This window comes from Carnobacterium divergens DSM 20623 (genome assembly GCF_000744255.1).
Taxonomy (GTDB): domain Bacteria; phylum Bacillota; class Bacilli; order Lactobacillales; family Carnobacteriaceae; genus Carnobacterium; species Carnobacterium divergens.
The window spans coordinates 283,672-306,752 of the sequence record NZ_JQLO01000001.1; the positions used below are offsets into that span (position 1 = coordinate 283,672).

The following is a 23,081-nucleotide window of genomic DNA, read 5'->3' on the forward strand; positions in this document are numbered from 1 at the left end:
ATACTTATGAACTTACAAACCATCCATCATGTTGCAATTATAGTGTCAGATTACCAACGATCAAAAGAATTTTATGTAGAAAAACTAGGCTTTAAAATTATCCGCGAAAACCATCGAAAAGAACGCAACGATGTGAAATTAGATTTAAAATTAGGCGCAAGCGAGCTAGAAATCTTTGCAATGCCAAACAGTCCAAAACGGGTTTCACAGCCAGAAGCATGTGGCTTACGACATTTAGCCTTTAAGGTTGAGGAAATCGAGGAAACGATTGCAGAATTAACGGCTTTAGGAATTCCTTGTGAACCGATTCGAATTGATGACTATACAGGTGAAAAAATGACCTTTTTCTTTGATCCAGATGGCTTGCCATTGGAGTTGCACGAATAGAATGGCAGAATTTCAAGTTACTACAACCGATAAAATTAAACCGACCTCCAAAAATTAATTTTTGGAGGTCGGTTTTTTTATTAATACGAAAATTAATTTAGTCTATCTTTAAAAGGGAGATAGATACTTGTGATTATCAAAAAGCAGGGTTAAGAAGTTTTTAATGACTTGCTCTTTCAATAAAATCATTAAACAACCCTTGCATTTTCTCATCGGTTGCCTGCATCAATTCAGGATGCCATTGGACAGCCACAATGCTTTGCGCAGGATCTTTTGCTTCATAAGCTTCCACCAAACCATCCGTGCTCCATGCAGTTGCGACAAAATCAGTAGCCAACTCTTTGATTGCTTGGTGATGGTAAGAATTGACCAACACAGAAGTTCCTAGCAATGAAGCTAAATGACTTTTAGAATCGATACTAACTGAATGACTGCCAACAGTCGGGATACTGGGTTGTAAATGCTGGACGCTCCATTGAGGGTATTCTGATAAGTCTTGATAAAGTGTTCCACCTTGCACACTGTTTAAAATTTGAATGCCTCGGCAAACCGCAAAAATAGGTTTCTTTTGTTTTAAAGCTTCTTCAATCAGGGCTTTTTCAAAGAAATCACGACGAGGTTCAGTTTCCTGTAGTTTAAGGCTAGGTTCTGCTCCGTAAAAGGAAGGAGCGACGTCTTGCCCACCGGCTAATAAGAGACCATCGATTTGGTCAATATAGGCTTTGGCGTCTGCGGGGTTTCCAATTGGGAAAACCAATGGCAAACCATTTGCCTGTTGAACGCCGTCAACAAAACCTTGAGGCGTATAAGTCACAAGATTATCATGAAATACCTCCGCATGTTTTGTTAATAAATTTCCTGCTATTCCAATAATTGGCTTCATTTCATAATCCCCACTTTCTATAAGATAGTATTTTACACTATTTCAAAAAGAATTGCTAATTAATAGTAAGCATGAGAAACTAATGATAACAGCACTTACTTGATAAAAATTCTAAATTGATAGGATATTCGCTTGTTTTTCAAGACTTTTTTAGTGTATTTGATTGCGAAAGGTTCTCAATTGGGCTAAAATAGAGGAAGGTCAAAGAAGACACTCACACAACTAGTTTGTGTAGAAATAGATAGCAAAGGGGATACAAAAATGGCAGTTTTAGAAATTAAAAATCTACATGTGTCAATTGAAGACAAAGAAATTTTAAAAGGTGTTAATTTAACAATGAAAACTGGGGAAATCCATGCCATCATGGGACCAAATGGAACAGGTAAATCAACTTTATCTGCAGCCATTATGGGTCACCCTAGCTATGAAGTAACAGAAGGCGAAATTCTATTAGACGGCGAAAATGTCTTAGAAATGGAAGTAGACGAACGTGCTCGCGCGGGTCTTTTCTTAGCGATGCAATACCCAAGTGAAATCGCTGGAATCACAAATGCTGAATTTATGCGTGCTGCAATCAACGCACGACGTGAGGAAGACAATAAAATTTCAGTGATGGACTTTATCAAAAAATTAGACAGTAAAATGGCGATTTTAGATATGCCAGAAGAAATGGCTGAACGTTATTTAAACGAAGGCTTTTCAGGCGGAGAAAAAAAACGCAATGAAATTTTACAATTAATGATGATCGAACCAACCTTTGCAATCTTAGATGAAATCGATTCAGGCTTAGATATCGATGCTCTTAAAGTAGTATCAAAAGGCGTGAATGCAATGCGTGGCGACAACTTTGGTTCATTGATTATTACCCATTACCAACGCCTGTTAAACTACATCACACCAGACGTAGTACACGTTATGATGAACGGAATTGTGGTTAAAACCGGTGGCGCAGAGCTTGCGAAACGTTTAGAAGCAGAAGGATACAAAGGAATTCGCGATGAACTAGGAATTGACATCGTATTAGACGAAGACTAAGGAGGATTCAAGATGACAGAGAAAACTTTTAAAACCCATCTTGACGCCATCCGTGATTTTTCATTAAGTCACGCTGAGCCTGAATGGATGTTGGATTTACGTTTAAGTATGTTAGATAAAATAGATGGACTAGAATTGCCATTTTTTGAAAGAGTAAAAATTAATCGTTGGCCGTTACTGGAAGACCCAACCATTGCTGCTGAAACAGAAGCAGTGATGTTAGCTAATGAATTTATTGATGATAAAAATGATGGACCTAAACTAATTCAAATTGGCCGTCAAACAGCTTTTGAGCAGTTGCCAATGGAATTGATTGAAAAAGGGGTTATTTTTACGGATATTTTCACAGCACTAGAAGAACACCCTGATTTAGTGAAAGAAGCTTATATGCAATACGCTGTTAAAGCAGATGAAGACAAATTAACGGCGTTTCATGCAGCCTTTATGAACAGTGGGATTTTCCTATACGTACCGAAAAACGTAGTGATTGAAGAACCACTTGAAGCCTTATTTATCCAAAATAGTGAAATCAAAGAAAACTTTGTGAAGCACGTATTGATTTTAGCTGACGTAAACAGTCAATTTAGCTATGTAGAAAAATACGAAACAATTGGGACTGAAAAAAACCTAGCCAATATCATTGTAGAAGTGGTAGCTAAACCAGGATCAAAGGTGAAATTCTCAGCTGTAGATCAACTAGGGGAAGCAACAACAACCTACTTTAATCGACGTGGTCATCTATTGAAAGATGCAACGATTGATTGGGCACTAGGCATTATGAACAATGGCGATATGGTTGCTGATTTTGATTCAGATTTGATTGGCGAAGGCAGTCACAGTGAAGTGAAAATCGTGGCAATCAGCATGGGCAAACAAATTCAAGGAATCGATACACGTGTGACCAACTACGGACGTCATTCGATTGGCCATATTCTGCAGCATGGTGTGATTCGTGACAAATCAACGTTAACCTTTAATGGTATCGGTCATATTATCAAAGGCGCAAAAGGAGCAGATGCTCAACAAGAAAGTCGTGTTTTGATGTTATCTGACAAGGCTCGTGGCGATGCGAACCCAATTCTTTTAATCGATGAAAATGATGTTACTGCTGGACATGCAGCCAGCGTTGGTCGTGTTGATCCAGAAGAAATGTATTATTTAATGAGTCGCGGACTTAAAAAGGTAGATGCTGAACGCCTAGTTATTCGTGGCTTCCTAGGTTCTGTTATTGCAGCAATTCCAGTAAAATCTGTACGAGAGGAACTAGTAGACGTTATTGAAAGGAAGCTGAGCATATGATTGATGCGGAGGCCTTAAAAAAAGATTTTCCAATCCTTTTTCAAGAAATCAATGACGAACCACTGGTTTACCTTGATAATGCAGCAACGAGCCAAAAGCCACAGCAGGTTTTAGACGCGTTGAATACGTATTACCAAAGAGACAATGCCAATGTGCATCGAGGCGTTCATACGTTAGCAGAGCGAGCAACCGCAAAGTACGAAATGGCCCGTCAAAAGGTCAAAACCTTTATTAACGCCAAAGAAACGGCAGAAGTTCTGTTTACAAGAGGAACAACAACCAGCTTAAATTGGGTCGCTAAAAGTTTTGGGGAAGCGAATGTCAACGAAGGTGATGAAATTGTGATTTCCTATATGGAACATCATTCGAATATCATCCCGTGGCAGCAGCTAGCTAAAAAACAAAAAGCAACTCTTAGATATATTGAGTTAACACCAACTGGTGAATTGGATTTAGCAAGTGCTAAAAAACTGATTACCGCAAAAACCAAAATCGTAGCGATTACCCACGTTTCCAACGTGTTAGGAGTAGTCAATCCGATTGCAGAATTAACTGAAATCGCTCATCAAGTAGGAGCGGTAATGGTTGTTGATGGCGCGCAATCAGTTCCACATATGGCAGTCGATGTTCAACAGTTAAATGTTGATTTCTACGCCTTTAGTGGACATAAAATGCTAGCGCCAACCGGCATCGGTGTCTTATATGGCAAACGCAGCCTACTAGAAAAAATGGAGCCGATTGAATTTGGTGGGGAAATGATTGATTTTGTGTACCTTGAAGACAGCACATGGAAAGAGTTGCCTTGGAAATTCGAAGCAGGCACGCCGAATATAGCGGGAGCAATTGGCTTAGGTGCAGCGATTGATTATCTAACAGAAGTAGGCATGGAAGACATTCATCACTATGAACAAGAATTAGTGGCCTATGTATTGCCAAAGCTTCAAGAAATTCCAGGAATTACGATTTATGGCCCAACCGATCCAGCGAAGCGAACAGGTGTGATTACCTTTAATCTTGAAGGCGTTCATCCTCATGATTTAGCAACGGCAATGGATATGGAAGGCGTAGCGGTAAGAGCGGGGCATCATTGCGCGCAACCGTTAATGAATTATTTAGAAGTCAATTCGACAGCAAGAGCAAGTTTTTATTTTTACAACACTAAAAGCGACGCCGATACATTCATCAAAGCCCTTTTAGCGACAAAGGAGTTTTTCACCAATGGCCCTTTCTAGATTAGACAACTTATACCGTCAAGTGATTTTGGATCATTCAAGTCATCCACATCATCACGGAATCTTAGATGCCTCAACCAATCAGATAGAATTAAACAACCCTACTTGTGGGGACGTGATTCAAATTCAGCTTGTAGTGGAGCAGGATACCGTCAAAGACATTCGTTTTTCAGGAAGCGGCTGCTCGATTAGTACAGCAAGCGCGAGTATGATGACAGATGCTGTGATTGGCAAAACCAGTGAAGAAGCCTTAGCGCTAGTAGACGATTTTTCAAAATTAGTACTAGGCGAAGAGCTGACCAATCCAGACGCACTAGGAGACGCCCAAATGCTAAGCGGCGTGGCAAAATTTCCAGCAAGAATTAAATGCGCAACCCTTGGCTGGAAGGCCTTAGAAAAAGCACTAACCGAAGGCAATCAAACTGAACTAAACAGTCATTTACATTGTGACTGATGAACCTTAAAAACAAAACAAAAGGAGTGAATCCAACATGAGTGGAGTACCAGAATTAGAAGATTACCAATTTGGTTTTCATGATGAGGTCACATCGGTCTTTACTACGGGAACCGGTTTAAGCGAAGACGTTGTTCGCGAAATTTCAAGAGTTAAAGATGAACCTGAATGGATGCTAGATTTCCGTTTAAAAGCCTTAGAAACCTTTAATAAAATGCACATGCAAACATGGGGACCGGATTTATCCGATATCGATTTCGATGCCATCACTTATTTCAGCCGTTCAAGTGATAAAGCTGCCCGTGATTGGGACGACGTACCTGAAAAAATCAAAGAAACCTTTGAAAGAATCGGAATTCCAGAAGCAGAGCAAAAATATTTAGCCGGCGCATCCGCTCAGTACGAATCAGAAGTGGTGTACCATAACATGAAGGAAGAATTTGAAAAATTAGGGATTGTCTTTACTGACACAGATTCAGCCTTAAAAGAGTACCCAGAATTGTTTAAAGAGTACTTTGCGAAGCTTGTGCCACCAACAGACAATAAGCTAGCCGCATTGAACTCAGCGGTATGGTCAGGTGGAACCTTTATCTATGTACCAAAAGGCGTTAAATGTGATGTTCCTTTACAAACCTATTTCCGAATCAACCAAGAAAACATGGGACAATTTGAACGTACCTTAATTATCGTGGATGAAGAAGCAAGCGTGCATTATGTAGAAGGCTGTACCGCACCAAGCTATACAACCAACAGCTTACACGCTGCAATCGTGGAAATATTTGTTCGCAAAGATGCCTATTGCCGTTACACTACAATCCAAAACTGGTCAGACAATGTTTACAACCTTGTAACGAAGAGAGCCAAAGCCTTAGAGGGCGCAACAATGGAATGGATTGACGGAAACTTAGGCGCGAAAACAACGATGAAATACCCAAGTATCTTCCTAGATGGCCGTGGCGCACGTGGCACGATGTTGTCAATTGCCTTTGCAGGGGAAGGTCAAAACCAAGATACTGGTGCAAAAATGATTCATAACGCACCAAATACCTCAAGCTCAATCGTCTCAAAATCGATTGCTAAAGATGGCGGGGAAGTAAACTATCGCGGACAAGTAACCTTTGGCCGTAAGAGTGAAGGCTCGATTTCACATATCGAGTGCGATACGATTATTATGGATGACAAATCGAAATCAGATACCATTCCATTTAATGAAATTCGTAATAGCAACGTTTCTTTAGAGCATGAAGCGAAGGTTTCGAAGATTTCTGAGGAGCAGCTTTATTATTTAATGAGTCGTGGGTTGAGTGAACAGGAAGCGACTGAAATGATTATTATGGGCTTTGTGGAGCCGTTTACGAAGGAACTGCCGATGGAATATGCGGTGGAGTTGAATCGATTGATTCAGTATGAGATGGAAGGCAGTGTAGGGTAACCTACAAATAGAGGTTAGGAACGCTTTAGTAAAGGCGTTCCTGACCTCTATTTGTTTTGCCTAGAAATAAAATGTAGACTGGTTTTTACACCGGATTCAAAAATTACAGTATTTTGCCAGTTTATCAGAAGTGTTTTTCTTGCCTGTATTTGTCACATGAGTATAAATTTCTAGTGTGACATCTGATGTTTTATGACCTAGCTGTTGTTGCACTTCTGGAACGGTAGCACCTGCTTCGAAAAGTAAGGAAGCACAAGTATGTCTGAATCCATGGGGTGTAATTTTTTCAACTGGTATTTTTGAATGAGGTACTTCAACCAATCATTTACCAATTGCGGATAATAAAGTTCATTACGATTATTCGTAAAAATAAATTGTTCCTCACTGTTTGTGTTGTAACCTAGCTTAAAATAGTCTTCACGTTGCTTTATACGCTATTTGGAAAGAATCTCAAAGAGTTTATTGTCTAACTCTAAAGTACGCTCAGAACTCTTCGTTTTAGGTGTTTGAATCACAAATTTACCAAATCCATCTGTTGCTAGTGTTTTTCCAATGGTTAGTTTCTTTTCCGTAAAATCAATATCATGCCATTGCGCTGCTAAAAGTTCTGATTTTCGACAACCAGTAAAAGCGAGTAAACGGAAAAAAGGTAAACTGTTTCTTGTTGCCAAAGTCTGTTAAACAATCAAAGAACTGTTTTAATTCTTCTTTATCATAAAAATTATCTACTTTTTCTTCTTCTTTTTTCCTTGGAATCAACGTTTTACTCATAGGGTTACTATCCATAATTTCCATTGCAATCCCAAATTTAAAAATCTGAGCAGTTTGTTTTCTCAAGTAAGCCATATCGCTTATATTTTCCATGCCAGATATTGACTTGTTTTTGGCAAAAGGCAACGGTAATTTTATTCAGTTTAAGTTTGCTGAATACAGGTAGGATATGGATTTTACAAAATCTTTGGGCTAAAGCAATACTTGATGGTTTGACACTTAAGCGATATTGACTTAACCATAGCTCATACAACTGTTGAAAAGTAATAATTTTTAAGCTGTTTTCAAAGCCATTTTGTTCATAATCAAGATGTAACTTTCTACATGCGTGTTGGCATTTTTTTTTCGTTTTAAACTCTCTTCGAGTTGCACGAAATTCTTTTCCAGTAATTTTATCAGACTCTAAGTACGTTCTAAATTCTCAAGATACACTTTTTTCGGTACATTGCCATAAAACAAGTTCTCTTCTTCTTTCTCGTGGGCGAACGGTTGATAAGTATTTGATTGGCAACTTTTGCTCATTTTCACTATCGATATAATCAGTTAATATACTTTGAATATTTTTTTATTTATGCATCAACTGAGGCGACAAGAAAATTTTTAAGAAGACATCGTTAAGCAATGAATTCTTATTTAATTGTTGTTTAATTTGAAAATCAATAACACAATAAATTGTGTCATCTGAAACTGGCTGGAAATAGTGAATGAAAAATTCGAACTGAATCGTTATTTCTGAATCTTCAGATGTCGGTACTAATTTCAAAGATTGAAATAAATAAGTGTTTATCGTTAATTGTAAAGTTTCATTTTCGGGCGGTGAATCTAAATCGTAGTCTTCATTTGTTGTTTGAATAACTATTTTAAATGTATCCAATAAATTATCAGGATTTTGTCTGTAAGATACAACTTCTAATTTTTGATTTTTTTGATATTTTAAAGTGGTTGAATTCAGATTTTAAAATAATTAACTTCTTTTTTTAGTTTTAATTTGAATATGAGGAACATATGTTAGGATAGTTTTAATTATTTGTAACTTATTTTTTTATAACGAAAATAATTATAAATGAGAAACATATTGTTACTATTGAAAATAAATGATAGAATCAATAATGAATAGATAAGTTTTTTTCTATATGGAAAAAATGATTGTAAACTACAAGTATATTGGATTCGTTAAATGAACAGTAGTAATCAAAAATTATTTTAATGACAGGGAGTTAAATTATGATGGAGGTAGGCAACGTTATGGGTGGTATATCTAGTTTAGGTGGATTTGCTTTTCAAATCAGGGTATTCTTGTATTATTTACTTAATTTAGATGAAAATGAGATGATTGAATTTGAAGCTATTGATGATATTAATGTTAGTAAAATAGAATCTTTAAATATCGATAAATATGAAATTTCATTTATTAGTAAAATAAAAAAATAGATATATCCCATCATGCTATTCAAGTCAAGAGAACAAACATTGATACGAGTACCGCGAGGAAAATTTTATTTAATTGGCTTTTAATTGAAATAGAGAATATAAATGTAGAACGATATACTTTACTAACTAGCGATTTAACTGTAAAAGATACTATAATAAGCAATTTAGATAAACATGATATATATATTTTTTTAAAGAATTCAAAAAAGAAAAAAAGCTCAAATGAAGCTAAATTAAAATTTTTTTTTGGAGCGAAATTTGATGAGTTTGAAACTTACTTTGATTCTGTTGTTGATAAACATGAAATTGTTAGATTGGATAATGTAAATGAAATTATAGATCAAAATTGTAAGTATTTATTCAAGAAAAGTGGAGTAGATATATCTGTTTATAATTTAAGGGTAAGCCAACTATTAAATTATATAACATGCGAGATTTTAAATAGTATCCATGACAAGCGAAGTTTTGCTATTACGTATGCTAAGTTTATGCAAGAAGCAGAAAATATATCAAATAATGCAACAGATGAAAGGATTAGTTTATCTTATTCTGAATTCAAACGAAATCATTCTATTGATTTGAATGAATTAGCTATTGCGAAATCTAGAGAGTATCAACAATTATTACATTGTGAAATGCCTAAAGCATTATTAACTGATTTTTTAACTAAGAGATTATACTATGGTCAATATAGAGCTTTGAATATAGAATGCAATACTATACAACCAATAAATGATATTGAAGTTACAACTCATGAAAACTTTGTATTGGCAACAGAACAATTAAAGTATGATGGAAATGATACACCTAGACAAAGACTAAACAATACTATAAATCTGGAGAATAGCTATGCGGAAAATGTTCAGATTCGTCATGGAGTATGTGTTCATATGACAAAAGACGCCAAAAAACAAGATCAAATTTCTTGGAAGGATGAATAAATTTGAATGAATTGGAGATTGAAACTGAGATTGTTCAAATATCTTCTTATTGTGAAATAATATGTTGTATTTTAAAAACTCATAGAATTTTAAGTATCAATAAGATTATATTTTTTTCATATTTGATTAAACAGAAAAAATTTACTTTTAAAGAAGTTTATTCAGGAAATACTAAGAGAGATGTAATATTTAAATGTATCTCATTACTTTCGGGTGAATTTGAGGATTACTGTAATAGTATTTCTTTTATCATAAAATCTATTCATTTATTAATTTTAAATGATAAGATTAAATTAAGTAATGGATTATTAATTCTTAATAATGAAGAAGGAAATGTTTCTCGAATATATGAATTGAATATTTTTATAAATAAAGCTATTGAAGAAAGTAGAAATTTGACTGAAAAACAATTTATGAGAGAGGTGATGCGTTGTGTTTAAAATAGACGAATTAAATTTATTAAGTAAATCTGGTGAAATATTTACTTATAAATTTTCAAATGGAATTAATTATTTCAAAGGGAAAAATAGTTCTGGTAAAAGTGAATTCTATAAATTTTTAGATTTTATGTTTGGATCATCAGAGGATATAAGTAAGAACCGTTTATATAATGACACTATAGAACGCGCATCAATGTTAATATGTGTTAATGGCATAAAGTATTCTCTTACTAGAACTCGTGATATAGATAAAAATTATCTTCATTATACTGCGGAAGAAAAATTTGAAATTATTACTTTGAGAGAATATAAGAATAAATTAAATTCAATATTTACAAAAGATGATTTTATGTTAAAAAAAATAAGAGAATTTACAAATGAAAATTTGACTTTCAGAACATTCACGATGTTTAATTTCTGGGGAGAGAAAAGACAAGGATTAATACAAGACTTTCTAGATAAATGTTCTGATATAAAATATTCAGTAAAATTGTCTCCTTTATTAAATTATATATTTAACGAGAACTTAATAAAAATAAGTAAGCTACAAAAGGAATTACTAGAATTAAATGAAAATATTAAAGTTTTAGAGAAGCAATCTGCACGTTATTCATTTGTATGTGAGCAAATAAATAAATCGTTGAAAATATTAGATGCTGACATTGTTTATAATGGAAAAAATTCAAAAAAGGTACAGACTGTTATTGAAAAAATAAAATTAATGCAAGAGATGCAAAGAAAAAACTCCAGTAATAATATAGTAAAGTTGAAAGTGGCTTTTAATAAAATATCAGAACAAATTAAGGTTTATGAAAATACAATTTCGGATGTTAAGCAGTTTGAGATTGAAGATCAGAATAGAAAAATTTTGATAGGAAATTTAAATGAGCTCATTGAAAGAGAACATTCTTTTGAATATTTGGTAGAACCACTTAAATCAATTATTGACGAATTAGATACAACTATTTCATTTAATAATTACGTAATTAATGATAAAACAATTAAAGAATTAAAAAAACAACGAAGCAATTTGAAAAATGAAATTCAGTCTAATAATTCTAAATTTGAAATGTATTCACTTGAAGAAAAACAGAAAGCAATGGCTATAGTTGAAGAATATCTTTCAACAGATATTGTTTTTTCAGATGAAAAACTAAGTAGTATGAAAAAAAAGCTGATAGAATTAAAAAATACAATAAAAATACTCCAAAATGAAGATGATTATAGAAAAATTAATCAGCTATCTCAGTATATTACAGATTTATATTTGTCGGCTAAAGACATTTCATCATTGGTTGATGATGATTTGAAACAAAATGGATTTAGAATTGATTATATAAAAAGGGGAAATATACTTCAACCCAAGGTAGAAGAGACAAAGAATGATGGAGAATATAGTGAAAATAATTTTGTGAATTTATATATAGGAAGTATGGCTAGGCATACGTTGATACAGTTATGTGGCTATTTAGGATTTATGAATTTACTATTAATTGAAAACGCATATCCTATAATTCCAGTGCTTATTATTGATCATGTTTCAAAACCATTTGATGAAACTAATTCTAAAGCAATCGGAACAGTAATTAATAAAGTGTATGAAACGATAGATAAAGATGATTTACAAATATTTTTATTTGATGATGAAGACCCCGAAACATTAGCTATTGTTCCAGATCACTTTGAAAATTTAGTGAATGATAGCAAAACTGGTTTTAATCCGTTTTATTTTGATGTAAGAGATTAACAGTGAAAGTCATATTTTTATATATCGAAACTTACACGGGATGACTTCAAAATCAATGAAATTAATTGCAATATTAAAATTTCCTAACTACTTAAAACTCTTGATATTACTGATATTTTAATCTATCTTAATCACAACTCGATATTGGAGGAATCGGTTGGATAGTAAAAAAATAGAAGTTAAGAACACAGTTATAGTGGTGTGTTCTTAATTTTTTTGATTTTGAAAAGTAAAAGTAGTACCAATATTTCAATATTTAGAAAAAGATGAGGCAAAAGAAATCGAGCTAAGTGAAATTCAATTCTAAAAAATGCTGTGCTAATGACAGAAATGACTATAGAAAGTTTGATAATTGTATTGATGTTAATATAATTATTAAAGAATATGTTTTATCTGTAGGTTCAATATAAGTGTTGTGAATAAGTATATGTGATAAGTATTTTATCAGAAGATACCACTGATTTAAATGAGTGAGCAGGAGGAAAAGGAAAATTTGATTTGTAAGGTTAATTGGTTGAATGTGACCTATTTAAAAAATTATTCATTTTTTTGAGCATAAATATGTGGATTTTGAATCCATTCAACTAGATCTCTGATTTTCATATTGTTTTTTAATTTTTTCAAATTCTTTATAGATTCTACTTCATATTAATTCATTTCTTTTTTTTGTTCTCTTTAATTGTGTTGGATGGAAACTTGGTTTAATTTTGAATTATAACTATATATGGTTATAATGAGCGTTTTTCATCCCTTTGCAATACCAAACCAAACAATGTCTTCATTTGTTAATACGACTTTTCAGAAATTTTATAAGTTAGAGTTAATTCATTTTTTAAGATTTCATTTTTATTATAATTCCATAATTTTCATCTATCGTATGCATACAAATTTTCTAAAATATTTTGACTTATAATCTTTGAAAAATGTGGAGGAACAGCATTTCCAATTTGTTTAAATGCTGCAGTTCTAGAACTTTCAAAGTAAAAATCATCTGGGAACGTTTGAATTCTTGCTGCTTCACGAACTGTGATTGAGCGATTTTGAGATACATCCGGATGAATATAATAATGGCCATCTTTTGAAATATGAGCAACCACAGTATGGCTAAATCCGTTTCCATTTACAGCTTTAAATCTATCTAAAAAAATATCTGATTTTTTATGTGTGATTAATTCAGATGGAAGGTCAGAATATTTAACATTTCTATTTTTTATTCTTTCATTTGCAACGATATTATAAATTTTTAGGTCGTTTTCGTTATTAGGGCGACAGATATTTTGAGTCAATGGAATTTCTACATTTCTTAAGTTCTTTGAAACATATTCTGAAGGCAATAAACTCGAATATGTATTTTTTGTTTCACCAGACTTCAATTTTGGTAAATCTTTAAATAATTCCTTGATTATTGGAGGTTTTTCTTGGAATTGCTCCAAGCTTTTGAAAAAATCAAATTTTTGCATTGAAGTTTTATATCCGAAAATGAATAATCTTTCTCTAACTTGAGGAACGCCGAAGTCAGCACAGTTAATCAATTTAATTTGTATATGGTAATGATTTATTGAAATGACATTTGTAAACTCGTATTTTATTTTGTCTAAGAGATTATATCCATCTAAGTCTTTAAAGGATATCAATCCTTTAACATTTTCAAATACAAAAAAATCAGGATTATATTTTTCTAAAAACTTCAAATAGTATTTATACAAATAGATTCGTTCATCAGATTCTTTAATTTTTTCATTTCTTGCTCGCCCGATAGTTGAATATGCTTGGCATGGTGGTCCTCCGATAATACCATGGACTGTATTTGAATCTGGTTGTGAATCAATTTTTCTAAATATTTCTGGTAAAGTCTCTTCAGATATTGTTATATTCATTACTTTTCCAGCGATTTCTTCAGGAATTTCAGCCAAGAATTCATCGTATGAAATCTTTCCTTCAATGTAACTGCAGTATTTAGTTAAATTTCCTGTACTTTTTAAGTAGTAGTAAGCATCTCTAATTTTCAATGTTTTACTTGTGGCTTCATCCATTTCAACGTGGGCAAGCAGATTGAAAGAATTATTCCTAAAACCTTCGGTTAAACCTCCGGCACCTGAAAATAAGTCTATAATATTTAACATGATTTCACCTCAGAATAATTATACCAGGTTTGCAACAACTCTACTAGAGTAAAAAGAAAATTTAGTGAAAGTATGACTAAGATAGTTGGGAATAAGTGTGCAAATTAGTGTATAATTTTAATCATAGATAGTAAAAAAGGAGGAAGTAATATGGATGCTGTAATGCAACTCCTAGTATCAACCAGTCCATTTGGATATATTTCAAAAAATATGAAAAAAATATTGAATGATTTCTTAGCGTATGAAACTCTTGGAAAATCATACGCATATCAGTATTTAAATTCTTGTTACTATAAGGAATTGACTTTGTTGATTTGTTTAATGACTAGCTACAAAAATATTTCAAATGGAAAAAAAATTAATATAGACAATTTGAATATTGGAACTAAAATCTTATTTCAGAAGGAATACTATGTTTTTAATGGACAAGATAACGAGAGTGAAGGATATTCATTGATTCAGTTACACAAGAAAAATCCGGTTACACGAATTTTAAAAAAAGATGTAATTGAAGCTGGGGCTAGCGTTGTAAGTAGTACCAAAAGAAGAAAAGTAGTAAGTGTTAAAGAAGATTTTGGAAAACAATTAGGACTTTCTTCGATAAGCTGGACAAATGAAGACAGTGTGATAGTAATTCTAGAGAAAAAAATATTAAATAAAATTATGGATGTACAATTTAGTCTTAATGGTAAATCTTCGTATTTAGGTGAATTTTGTGCGATAAAGTATTTGAAGGAATCAATGATTTTGGAACAGTTACCACATTCTAACAGTACAGAGAAACCCATGGTTATTTTTTCATCAAATATGGGGGCGGTCATAGAATATTTAGATGAAAATGATGGGGAAATATCAGAAAAACGGGTATATATTATTGGAGATAAGTGGTTTGAAAACGGTCAATTTTCTAATTTGCTTACCCTTGAAGATGCTTGTAGTGATTTCAATATTCCTATGACAGTTTTTTCTAGTGTTCCCTCAATTATGGATCAATCAAAATTCAAATTTTTGAAAAAAATGGAAAAAGAATTTTGTTGGCTTGAATCAGAAGCGTTTAGTGAGATGGATATTTCTTTTAAATTCGTATCGAGCAACAAAGCGTTTAGAAACTATTTAGATAAACTTGACGAATATTTAGAAGAAATTCGTGAAATTCATTTATTAAGATACTTAGATAAACTATTGAAAAGATTTTTGAAAATGAACTATAGCAAAATAACTGGAAATTCAGAATCACTTGAGCAACAAATGATTATTATTTCTGAATATATGGAAAAATTAAATTTAGAAGAGACTGAAGAAATTGCTGAGATTTTATATAATATTTACTGTAACAGATTTGGTTATCAAAATAAGAAAATAATTGATTTGGTTAGAAATGAGGATAAATGTGCACTGATTGTAATGGATGAGATGGTTGAAGAAACAAAAGAAATATATATAAATGATGATATGATAACTGTTCTGCCTTATAGTGAAGCGATATTTGAGGATTTATACGGAGCATTTGGTACTATTATTTTACTTTCTCCATATGCAAAGGACAGAAAGAAGTGGCTGTCAAGTTATGTATCCAATAGAATTATTGTGGTTTTTCCAGATATTCAAAAAAAATATTTTAGCTACTCCTTAAAAAAAGATAAAAGAATTATCCAAGATTTGTATAAGTTGGATGATAGTTATTTTGAACGAGATTCAGCGTATTTAAAAGCAATTGATAAGTACTTTGAAAAAAATAAAAAAGAAACGATTAGAACAGATAATAGTAGCGAAGAGAAGCTACTATTTGATGAATTAGATAGAGAAGATAATGCACAAAAATCATACTCTATCTTGATAGATAGCTTAATGAAAGCTGTTTCTGAAGTTGAGAGCGAAAATGAATCTCAGTTTGTTAATGTTGTTCGTGGAATAGGTTTGGAATCGGGGAGAAATCTACTTGGAACAGAATTTGGAAAGATTTTTATTTTACAAGATAATTATTGTAGAAAAGTGGATGTTAGTAAAATAGAAATTGGTCAAAATATTGTGGAATTCGAAATTCCTTATTCAGATTCTTTTTACAGGACACAGTTTAAAAAATATAATTTTAAAGATGAATATTTAAATTTGAGTAATATTACTGAAAATATAAAATTGGATTATTTCTGGAAAAAAATCTTACTTGATTATATTGAACAGGGAGAAGTAACTTCGGCTCAATTCAAAGAAAGAATGGATAAATTAGGTGCACCATATAAGACAAAGTCTTTTTACGGATCATGGTCATCAATTGAAAAAATGCCAATTCTACCACGGGATTCTAGTTTCATCTATTATATCGGAATCCTTACAGGAAATTCTAAATTAATAAATGAGTCTGACAAGTATTATAGTGCAAGTGAGAAAGTAAAGAGAAATTTAAATCAGGAAAGAGATAAGCTTATTGATTCATTTGATGGGCAAAATTTGGATGAAATCATAAAAGATGAATCTATAGCTTCTTATTCAATAGATAAAGTAATTTTAGTTGAAGGTATAGATATTGAAGATGTGCCAAGGTATCTGACTAATAAGATTCTGGGAGGAAGTAGATAATGGTAGGAATTACAGATAAGAAAGTTCAAAATAATGTTAGGGAAAAGTATTCTAATGCTATTTCACAATTGTTATTGGGGCCGGGGTCAGAAAAAATAAACAATGATGTTGAGCATGAGATAATTTCTGAAAAACCACAAACAAGGTATGTTACAGGAATCTTGTATCCTTTCAATGAATTAAAAAAAGCTTTGGATGAAGATATAGAAACAACCCTTGAAGCTCAAGAATTTTTAGATAAAGAAGAAGAGTCTACTGAAATTGATAACAGCTTTCTTCCATCTTCTCTAGGAATTACATTTTACTGTAAGAGTAACAAAAAAGATTTAAATATTGAGGTTCTTAGTTCTTATTATAAGAAAGTCAAGAATCCATTTCTTCAAACAAATAAAGAGGTACTTGAAGAATTAAAAGAAAAAATTATAATTTCGAAAGTTGTAAATATCGAAAAACTTTTTGAAATTGATAAAGAGAGTTCAAAAATTAAATATGATGAAGGATTTGAAGATAGAGATGAAACCATATCTGATTTTTTGAATGAGTTAAAACCAAAAGAGAAAATTAAAGATACAGAACTGTTATTTTTACTAAAAAAGATTAAAAACATAAATTATGGAAACAAGAGGTGTTTTGAGCGAGTTCCAGTTTCCTTTGAAGTGAGGATAGATTCTTCAGAAGAAAGAATATCTACTCAAGAGTTATTAGTTAAGGAAGAAAAGACGTTTCAAATCTTTTCAAAAGTACAAAAAATAAATCTGATAAATAATGAAACCGTTACATCGATAACGGTTGTTTTAAAAAACATTTCAGAAAATCACTTTTTTCAAACAGAAATCATTATAAAATCTCAAGAAAACGTTGAATTTAAAGCTTCTGAAGATGTGAAATTGCCGGATTTGTCTAAATTAAATTCAGAAGATGCCATGAATTTTTTCTTATACAGAGATAAAAGGACCTATGCTTTCGGAAGAGGTGTATCTGCAACTTGGAAAGAAAACAATGGAAAGATATCCGAAATCAAAACGTCATATATTCCAACTTATGAGTTACGACCGATGTCCTTTGATGTTGATGGTATTTCGTCGGATGTTTTAAGTGCAGAAAGTTATATTGGGAACGACCACGAGATACAGGTAGAAAAATTGAATCAGTTTGTTGAAGCTTACGACAAATGGATTGATTCAATTACGCAAAAATCTAAGTTGTTGGTTTCTGAATATACTGAGCTTTCAAAGGAAAATATAGAAAAATGTAGAAATTGTAGTCATCGTATGAAAAAAACGATAAAATTCTTGGCAAATGATAAAGAAGCTTTCATGGCATTTAATAAAGCCAACGAAGCAATGCTTTTACAAAGATTAAAAAATTCAATAGAAAAAGAAGAAGCATATAGCTCGAAAAACTATCAAAATGCAAACTTTAAGTGGAGACCATTCCAATTGGCTTTTGTGTTAAATTCGTTAGAGTCGATTTTGAATGAAGAAAGTTCTGAGCGAGAAATGCTAGATTTAATTTGGGTTAGTACAGGTGGTGGAAAAACAGAGGCTTATTTATTTGCAATCGCAGCTGTTGTAGTTTATAGAAGATTGAAATATGAGAACTGCTCAGGTGTAACAGTAATCATGAGATATACTTTACGACTTCTGACAGCACAACAATTTGATCGGGCTTCTCAATTAATTTGTGCGCTAGAGTTCATTAGAAGGCGAGAGGATTTTTTAGGTGATTTGGAAATTAGCATTGGACTTTGGATAGGTGAAGGAACCAAAAATAAACTAAAAGATGCTAAGTCAGACTTTAAAGATATGGTTGAACAAAAAAGCCTTGAAGCTGCAAAGAAAAAAAATACATTTCAAGTTTTGGAATGTCCCTGGTGCCATCAACAGCACAGTATTGTTCCTGATGAAAAAAACTTTCAAAGCAAAAGAAAATGGGGATACTACGAAATTGAAAAGAAAAATGGCTTCAACATGAAATGTTTAAATAAAAATTGTGAGTTTTCTAAAGGTTTGCCAATCTATGTAGTCGATGAATTAATTTATGAAAAGAGACCAACATTGCTTTTTGGTACTGTGGACAAGTTCGCTCAAGTTCCTTTAAAAGAAGAAACAGCAAATTTATTTGGTTCCGATAAACCAGAAAAGTATAGACGTCCTGAGTTAATTATCCAAGATGAATTACATTTGATTTCTGGTCCGTTAGGAAGTATTGTTGGTCTTTATGAAGCAGGGTTTGATTATATTCTCAAAAATGCAAATAATAGCGTTGCTCCTAAATATATAGCTTCGACTGCAACAATTAGAAATGCAGCTGATCAAGTAAAAGGTATTTTTGATAGAAAGGTATCTCAATTTCCTCCAAGTGGAATTGAGATTTCAGATAATTTTTTTGTAAAAGAAGACACAAAGTCATACGGAAGACAGTACCTTGGAATTATGGCAACAGGAAAATCACAAATAACAGCCGAAATTCGACTGCTATCATCAATGTTACAAACAGTAACAGAGTTAGGTCTAAATATCGATGAAGAAGAATTATATTGGACGGTCGCCGGTTATTTTAATAGTATTCGAGAACTTGGTAAAGCCTCAGGGCTGATTAAAGATGATGTAAAAGAACATATTAATCAACTTTATAGACGAAATAATACGAATAAACGTTTCATGAATGATGATACAGGTGTTGAATTGACCGCACGTGTACCTGGGATAGAAATACCTACGATTTTAAAAAAATTGGATGTTCCTCATAATAGATCTCCAGAAGAAATTCAGAATGGAGAAAAATATTCAAGAACTGTAGATACGTTAATTGCAACAAATATGTTGTCAGTAGGTGTTGATATTAATCGATTAAATGCAATGTTTGTAGTCGGACAGCCTAAACTAACATCAGAGTATATTCAAGCTACCAGTCGAGTGGGAAGACAGTCTTTAGGATTAGTGTGCACACTATATAATTCTTCTCGAAGTCGTGATAGGTCTCATTACGAAACGTTTCAATCTTACCATGAAAGTTTATATAAATTTGTTGAATCGAGTAGCGTCACACCATTTTCAGTACCTGCTTTAAAAAAAGCTGTTGCTGGAGTAATAGTTTCAATGCTTAGGAATACAATTGAAATATTATCTGGCGATGATTCTGCAAGGAACATTTTAGAATTTGAAGATGAACTTGAAAAAGTTAAGGATTATCTTTTGGCTAGAGTTAGAGCTAGTGAAGATAGACATCACCTTTACAGAGAAGATGCAAATAAAATAATAAATAAAGTTGTTGATAAATGGTGTGATATTGCTGAAGAGATAGAAGAAAATGACGAAATGTTCAAATATTATCTATACAAGAGTATGACAGAAGATTTTCAAGGGAAACTATTACTTAGATCCTTTGATGACAGAAGCACCCATCAAGAAGCTACTAAAGTTATGGGGACAATGAGGAACGTGGAAGATACAGCATATCTGAGAATAATAGATTAGAGGAGATATTATGGTATATAAACGAAAAGATAAACCTGAGTTCAATGTTAGAAGATCTCAACTTTTAACGCCATTTGGCATTGGAGCATTAATGGACATTAATAATCAATCTGTTATGATTGCGGATTCGGAGTATTGGGATACTAATAAATGTGTAAAAGTTCATGATATTCGTTTAGAGAAAGTCCTAGATGCTGAAGGTTTTATTGAGCCACCGGTTAAGGAGGAAGAGGATGTTGTAGGAAAAAGATTCCCACAGTGGTATTTTTCACCAGAAGATAGAAGTTTAAGAAAAATTGATTCATGGCGTCAATTAGTAGAAGCAAAAGGAATACCGAGCTTAGTCAAAGCATTTAATCAAAAACCAATTGATGTTCGTAAAAGAAGAACAGAACTTGTTCCTGTCCGTATTATTTGTGCGTGTTGTAATGGACATGCGCAAGACTTTCCTTGGTTAGAATGGGTTCATGAAGGCTTAAGTTATGATAGTTATAAAGATCATGAAATTACATTGGGAAGTACAGCACAAACTGGGTCTATTTCAGATTTAATAGTTTCGTGTAAAAGATGCAATGAGAGCCGAAATTTAGCTGGAGTATTTGATGAAAAGAATTTTCCAAAGAAATTAGAGCGATTAGGGGTAGGTTGTAAAGGTGAATACATTTGGAAGAAAGGAGAAGAAGGAAGTAAATGTGAAGAAGATGTTCATGTGCTTCTGAGAAATGCTAATAATTTCTTTTTCCCAAACATTTCAAGTTCAGTGAATATTCCATTCAAAGAGAATAAACTAATTGAACTAATTCAAAGTAACAAATATTATAGCGTCTTGGCATCAGAATTAAGAGAAGTCCCTCGAGAAAAAGGAATTACAAAACTTAAAGAGGATGAATTAATAAATAAAATGATTGCACGATTAGCTCAGGAAATTGAGCATGATCTTGATGAAGTTAAAAATTTAATTTCAATTAAGTTTTTTGATAAAGCTAGTGAAGATCATCCTGATAGTGTAATGGACTATAGAAGAGCAGAGTTTGAAGTGCTATCCGGAAAAGAAAAATATGATGAGGAGTCAGAAAGATTTAAAATAAAAGCTTTCAAACGAGAAGATTTGTCTGGTTACACTCATAGTGAATTATTGAATGGGATAACTTTGGTACATCAACTTGAGGTAGTTAATGCTCTTCGAAGTTATAGTAGAATTCAAACTACTGATTCAGAATTGATGAAGGAGCAATCCTTAGATGGTGAGAAGACTTTGGGTAAATCCTTTGAAATTTCACTGCGAAGAAAGGATAACTATTATGTCGGAATGCGTTCATTAGGAGAAGGAATATTTTTTTCTATGAATAGTGAAGAAATAAAAAAATGGAAATCTAAAATCAAAGAGTCCGCAATTTCAAAAAAAATATATAAAAAAATGAGCAATGTAAGATTTCCAGATGAGGAAAGCTATATTTCTCCAGATTATTATCTTATTCATACTTTATCACATTTACTCATTAAAGAATTGAGTATGAGCAGTGGTTATTCTTCATCTTCATTGAGGGAAAGGATATATTATTCAGATGAAGATGGGCAGGAAATGTATGGAATTTTGATTTATACATCGAGTTCTGATTCTGAAGGAACATTAGGTGGGTTAGTTAAGCAGGGGGTACCAGAAAAATTCTTTGAATTGTTAACTGCTGCGTTAGAAAAAGCGAAATGGTGTAGCTTTGATCCAGTCTGCATTGAGAGTAATTCTCAAGGTCGAGAGTCATTAAATGCTGCTGCATGTCATGCTTGCTCACTTATTTCGGAGACTAGTTGTGAGAAAATGAATGTTTTTTTAGATAGAAGTGTGCTAATTGGTAGTATAGAAGAGCCATATTTAGGATTTTTTTGCGGAGGAAATAATTAATGACATTTCCAGATTTGATATTTAAGGATAGCTATAAAGAGGTTAGGAGAGTAAAAGAGGCAAATAATTCTTCATTGGCTCAGCGTGATAATGTTGTTTCAGGGTATCTATTTGATGGTAAATCCACATAGATTATTAGAGAATGAAACAGTTGGAATAGCTAAAAGAGGGTATACTGCAATGAATGTCGTACACTATTATGGATTGAGTGACCATCATAAAATTTTTTATAAGAATATTTCATTAAAGGATGGGATAAGTGGGCTGCGGATGTTTGAAGATAAAGAACATTCAACAATTGCTGATTTATTGGAACGAGCAAATGACTCATTAATTGAAAGTGAAGTACGAGAATTGTTAGATATTGAGTCAAACAAAAAAGTACCTGATTGGTTAATTGAATTAAGAAAAGAACATCCTAATATTGTTGGCTACAATGAGATCACTGAAGTAAACCAAGGTATAGGAAATACAGGACTTATTTCAGAATCAGTAATAAAATATTCTACTAGAACGATTTCAGATGATGATCTTGAAGTAAATTTGTTAGGTCAAAAGTATTTTGGTAATATTGGCGAAGAACTTGTATTACAACATTATGCCAAAATTATTGATATCCTTGGAAATACAGAAAAGACCAAATACTTCATTGATGAAATGAAGTACACCGGAAAGAAACACGAAAAATTTTAATGAAGAGTAGAATAAAGCATTCGAATTATAAGTATTTATTTCTTTCCTATATACCCACAGATCTTATTTTTTGGAATGTTATTCCCTTAACTTTAATTGAATTACGGTGATAATTATTTAAACTGTATATCTCTATAATCGTTGATATTACAGTCATTTCCAACAATTATAAGTTTGCTTCCATATGGAAAGCAATGTAGGTTAAATCTATAAATAAAAATCATAAATACTTTAATAAAGGTGTTTCTGATTTTTTA

At 32.4% G+C, this 23,081-nt stretch carries 18 protein-coding genes and 1 pseudogene; 15 read left to right on the forward strand and 4 right to left on the reverse strand.

Going from position 1 to position 23,081, the window contains the following annotated elements; translation table 11 throughout:
- Window positions 1–6 precede the first annotated feature (6 nt).
- Window positions 7–387 carry an SMU1112c/YaeR family gloxylase I-like metalloprotein gene (gene gloA2 / locus BR52_RS01355; RefSeq protein WP_034568502.1) on the forward strand — a complete coding sequence of 127 codons (381 nt, stop codon included), beginning with the start codon at window positions 7–9 and terminating at the stop codon, window positions 385–387.
- Window positions 388–547: 160 nt separating this feature from the next.
- On the opposite strand, the gene BR52_RS01360 is transcribed toward gloA2, so the two are convergent.
- The gene (locus BR52_RS01360; RefSeq protein ID WP_034568504.1) at window positions 548–1,270 is read right to left on the reverse strand and encodes a gamma-glutamyl-gamma-aminobutyrate hydrolase family protein; all 723 of its coding nucleotides are present in this window, start codon (window positions 1,268–1,270) and stop codon (window positions 548–550) included.
- A 261-nt stretch (window positions 1,271–1,531) separates the two neighbouring features.
- Between BR52_RS01360 and sufC the strand changes: the two genes are divergently transcribed.
- Genes sufC through sufB form a run of 5 tightly spaced genes read left to right on the forward strand, consistent with a single transcriptional unit; the run spans window position 1,532 to window position 6,722 of the window.
- Complete coding sequence (sufC, locus tag BR52_RS01365) at window positions 1,532–2,305, forward strand: Fe-S cluster assembly ATPase SufC (protein ID WP_034568506.1); 774 nt, start codon at window positions 1,532–1,534, stop codon at window positions 2,303–2,305.
- Window positions 2,306–2,317: 12 nt separating this feature from the next.
- Window positions 2,318–3,604, forward strand: a complete 1,287-nt coding sequence (gene sufD / locus BR52_RS01370) for a Fe-S cluster assembly protein SufD (RefSeq protein ID WP_034568508.1) — start codon at window positions 2,318–2,320, stop codon at window positions 3,602–3,604.
- Window positions 3,601–4,836, forward strand: coding sequence for a cysteine desulfurase (locus tag BR52_RS01375; RefSeq protein WP_034568510.1), 1,236 nt, complete (start codon window positions 3,601–3,603; stop codon window positions 4,834–4,836). The genes sufD and BR52_RS01375 overlap by 4 nt, the downstream gene beginning before the upstream one ends.
- A complete protein-coding gene (gene sufU / locus BR52_RS01380) occupies window positions 4,823–5,290 on the forward strand; it encodes a Fe-S cluster assembly sulfur transfer protein SufU (protein ID WP_034568512.1) in 468 nt (155 codons plus the stop codon). Before BR52_RS01375 ends, sufU begins: the two co-directional genes overlap by 14 nt.
- Window positions 5,291–5,327: 37 nt before the next feature.
- Window positions 5,328–6,722, forward strand: coding sequence for a Fe-S cluster assembly protein SufB (gene sufB, locus BR52_RS01385; RefSeq protein WP_034568514.1), 1,395 nt, complete (start codon window positions 5,328–5,330; stop codon window positions 6,720–6,722).
- A gap of 96 nt (window positions 6,723–6,818) precedes the next feature.
- Here the strand turns inward: sufB and BR52_RS13195 are convergent.
- A pseudogene (locus BR52_RS13195) lies at window positions 6,819–7,911 on the reverse strand (tyrosine-type recombinase/integrase); the annotation flags it as partial.
- 147 nt (window positions 7,912–8,058) lie between these two features.
- The gene (locus BR52_RS01400; RefSeq protein WP_034568518.1) at window positions 8,059–8,367 is read right to left on the reverse strand and encodes a hypothetical protein; all 309 of its coding nucleotides are present in this window, start codon (window positions 8,365–8,367) and stop codon (window positions 8,059–8,061) included.
- Between the two features lie 350 nt (window positions 8,368–8,717).
- Between BR52_RS01400 and BR52_RS01405 the strand changes: the two genes are divergently transcribed.
- From BR52_RS01405 to BR52_RS12935, 4 genes are all read left to right on the forward strand, one after another.
- Entirely contained in the window at window positions 8,718–8,924 is a 207-nt protein-coding gene (locus BR52_RS01405; protein WP_051915596.1) for a hypothetical protein, read from the forward strand.
- Window positions 8,925–9,238: 314 nt separating this feature from the next.
- Entirely contained in the window at window positions 9,239–9,865 is a 627-nt protein-coding gene (locus tag BR52_RS12490; RefSeq protein ID WP_051915597.1) for a hypothetical protein, read from the forward strand.
- 2 nt (window positions 9,866–9,867) lie between these two features.
- On the forward strand, window positions 9,868–10,305 hold the full coding sequence (locus BR52_RS01410; protein WP_034568520.1) for a hypothetical protein: 438 nt from the start codon (window positions 9,868–9,870) through the stop codon (window positions 10,303–10,305).
- Window positions 10,298–12,052 (forward strand): hypothetical protein, encoded by a 1,755-nt coding sequence (locus tag BR52_RS12935; protein WP_176579811.1) that lies wholly within the window; start codon window positions 10,298–10,300, stop codon window positions 12,050–12,052. The genes BR52_RS01410 and BR52_RS12935 overlap by 8 nt, the downstream gene beginning before the upstream one ends.
- Before the next feature lie 866 nt (window positions 12,053–12,918).
- On the opposite strand, the gene BR52_RS01420 is transcribed toward BR52_RS12935, so the two are convergent.
- Window positions 12,919–14,175, reverse strand: coding sequence for a DNA cytosine methyltransferase (locus BR52_RS01420; RefSeq protein WP_034568522.1), 1,257 nt, complete (start codon window positions 14,173–14,175; stop codon window positions 12,919–12,921).
- 150 nt (window positions 14,176–14,325) lie between these two features.
- Between BR52_RS01420 and BR52_RS01425 the strand changes: the two genes are divergently transcribed.
- Genes BR52_RS01425 through BR52_RS01440 form a run of 5 tightly spaced genes read left to right on the forward strand, consistent with a single transcriptional unit; the run spans window position 14,326 to window position 22,824 of the window.
- Complete coding sequence (locus tag BR52_RS01425) at window positions 14,326–16,752, forward strand: DISARM anti-phage system protein DrmE domain-containing protein (protein ID WP_034568524.1); 2,427 nt, start codon at window positions 14,326–14,328, stop codon at window positions 16,750–16,752.
- The gene (locus BR52_RS01430; protein WP_051915598.1) at window positions 16,752–20,231 is read left to right on the forward strand and encodes a helicase-related protein; all 3,480 of its coding nucleotides are present in this window, start codon (window positions 16,752–16,754) and stop codon (window positions 20,229–20,231) included. Before BR52_RS01425 ends, BR52_RS01430 begins: the two co-directional genes overlap by 1 nt.
- Before the next feature lie 10 nt (window positions 20,232–20,241).
- The gene (gene drmB / locus BR52_RS01435) at window positions 20,242–22,131 is read left to right on the forward strand and encodes a DUF1998 domain-containing protein (protein ID WP_034568526.1); all 1,890 of its coding nucleotides are present in this window, start codon (window positions 20,242–20,244) and stop codon (window positions 22,129–22,131) included.
- Entirely contained in the window at window positions 22,131–22,262 is a 132-nt protein-coding gene (locus tag BR52_RS13125) for a hypothetical protein (RefSeq protein ID WP_255309887.1), read from the forward strand. The genes drmB and BR52_RS13125 overlap by 1 nt, the downstream gene beginning before the upstream one ends.
- Window positions 22,246–22,824 carry a hypothetical protein gene (locus BR52_RS01440; protein WP_034568528.1) on the forward strand — a complete coding sequence of 193 codons (579 nt, stop codon included), beginning with the start codon at window positions 22,246–22,248 and terminating at the stop codon, window positions 22,822–22,824. The genes BR52_RS13125 and BR52_RS01440 overlap by 17 nt, the downstream gene beginning before the upstream one ends.
- Window positions 22,825–23,081: the final 257 nt, after the last annotated feature.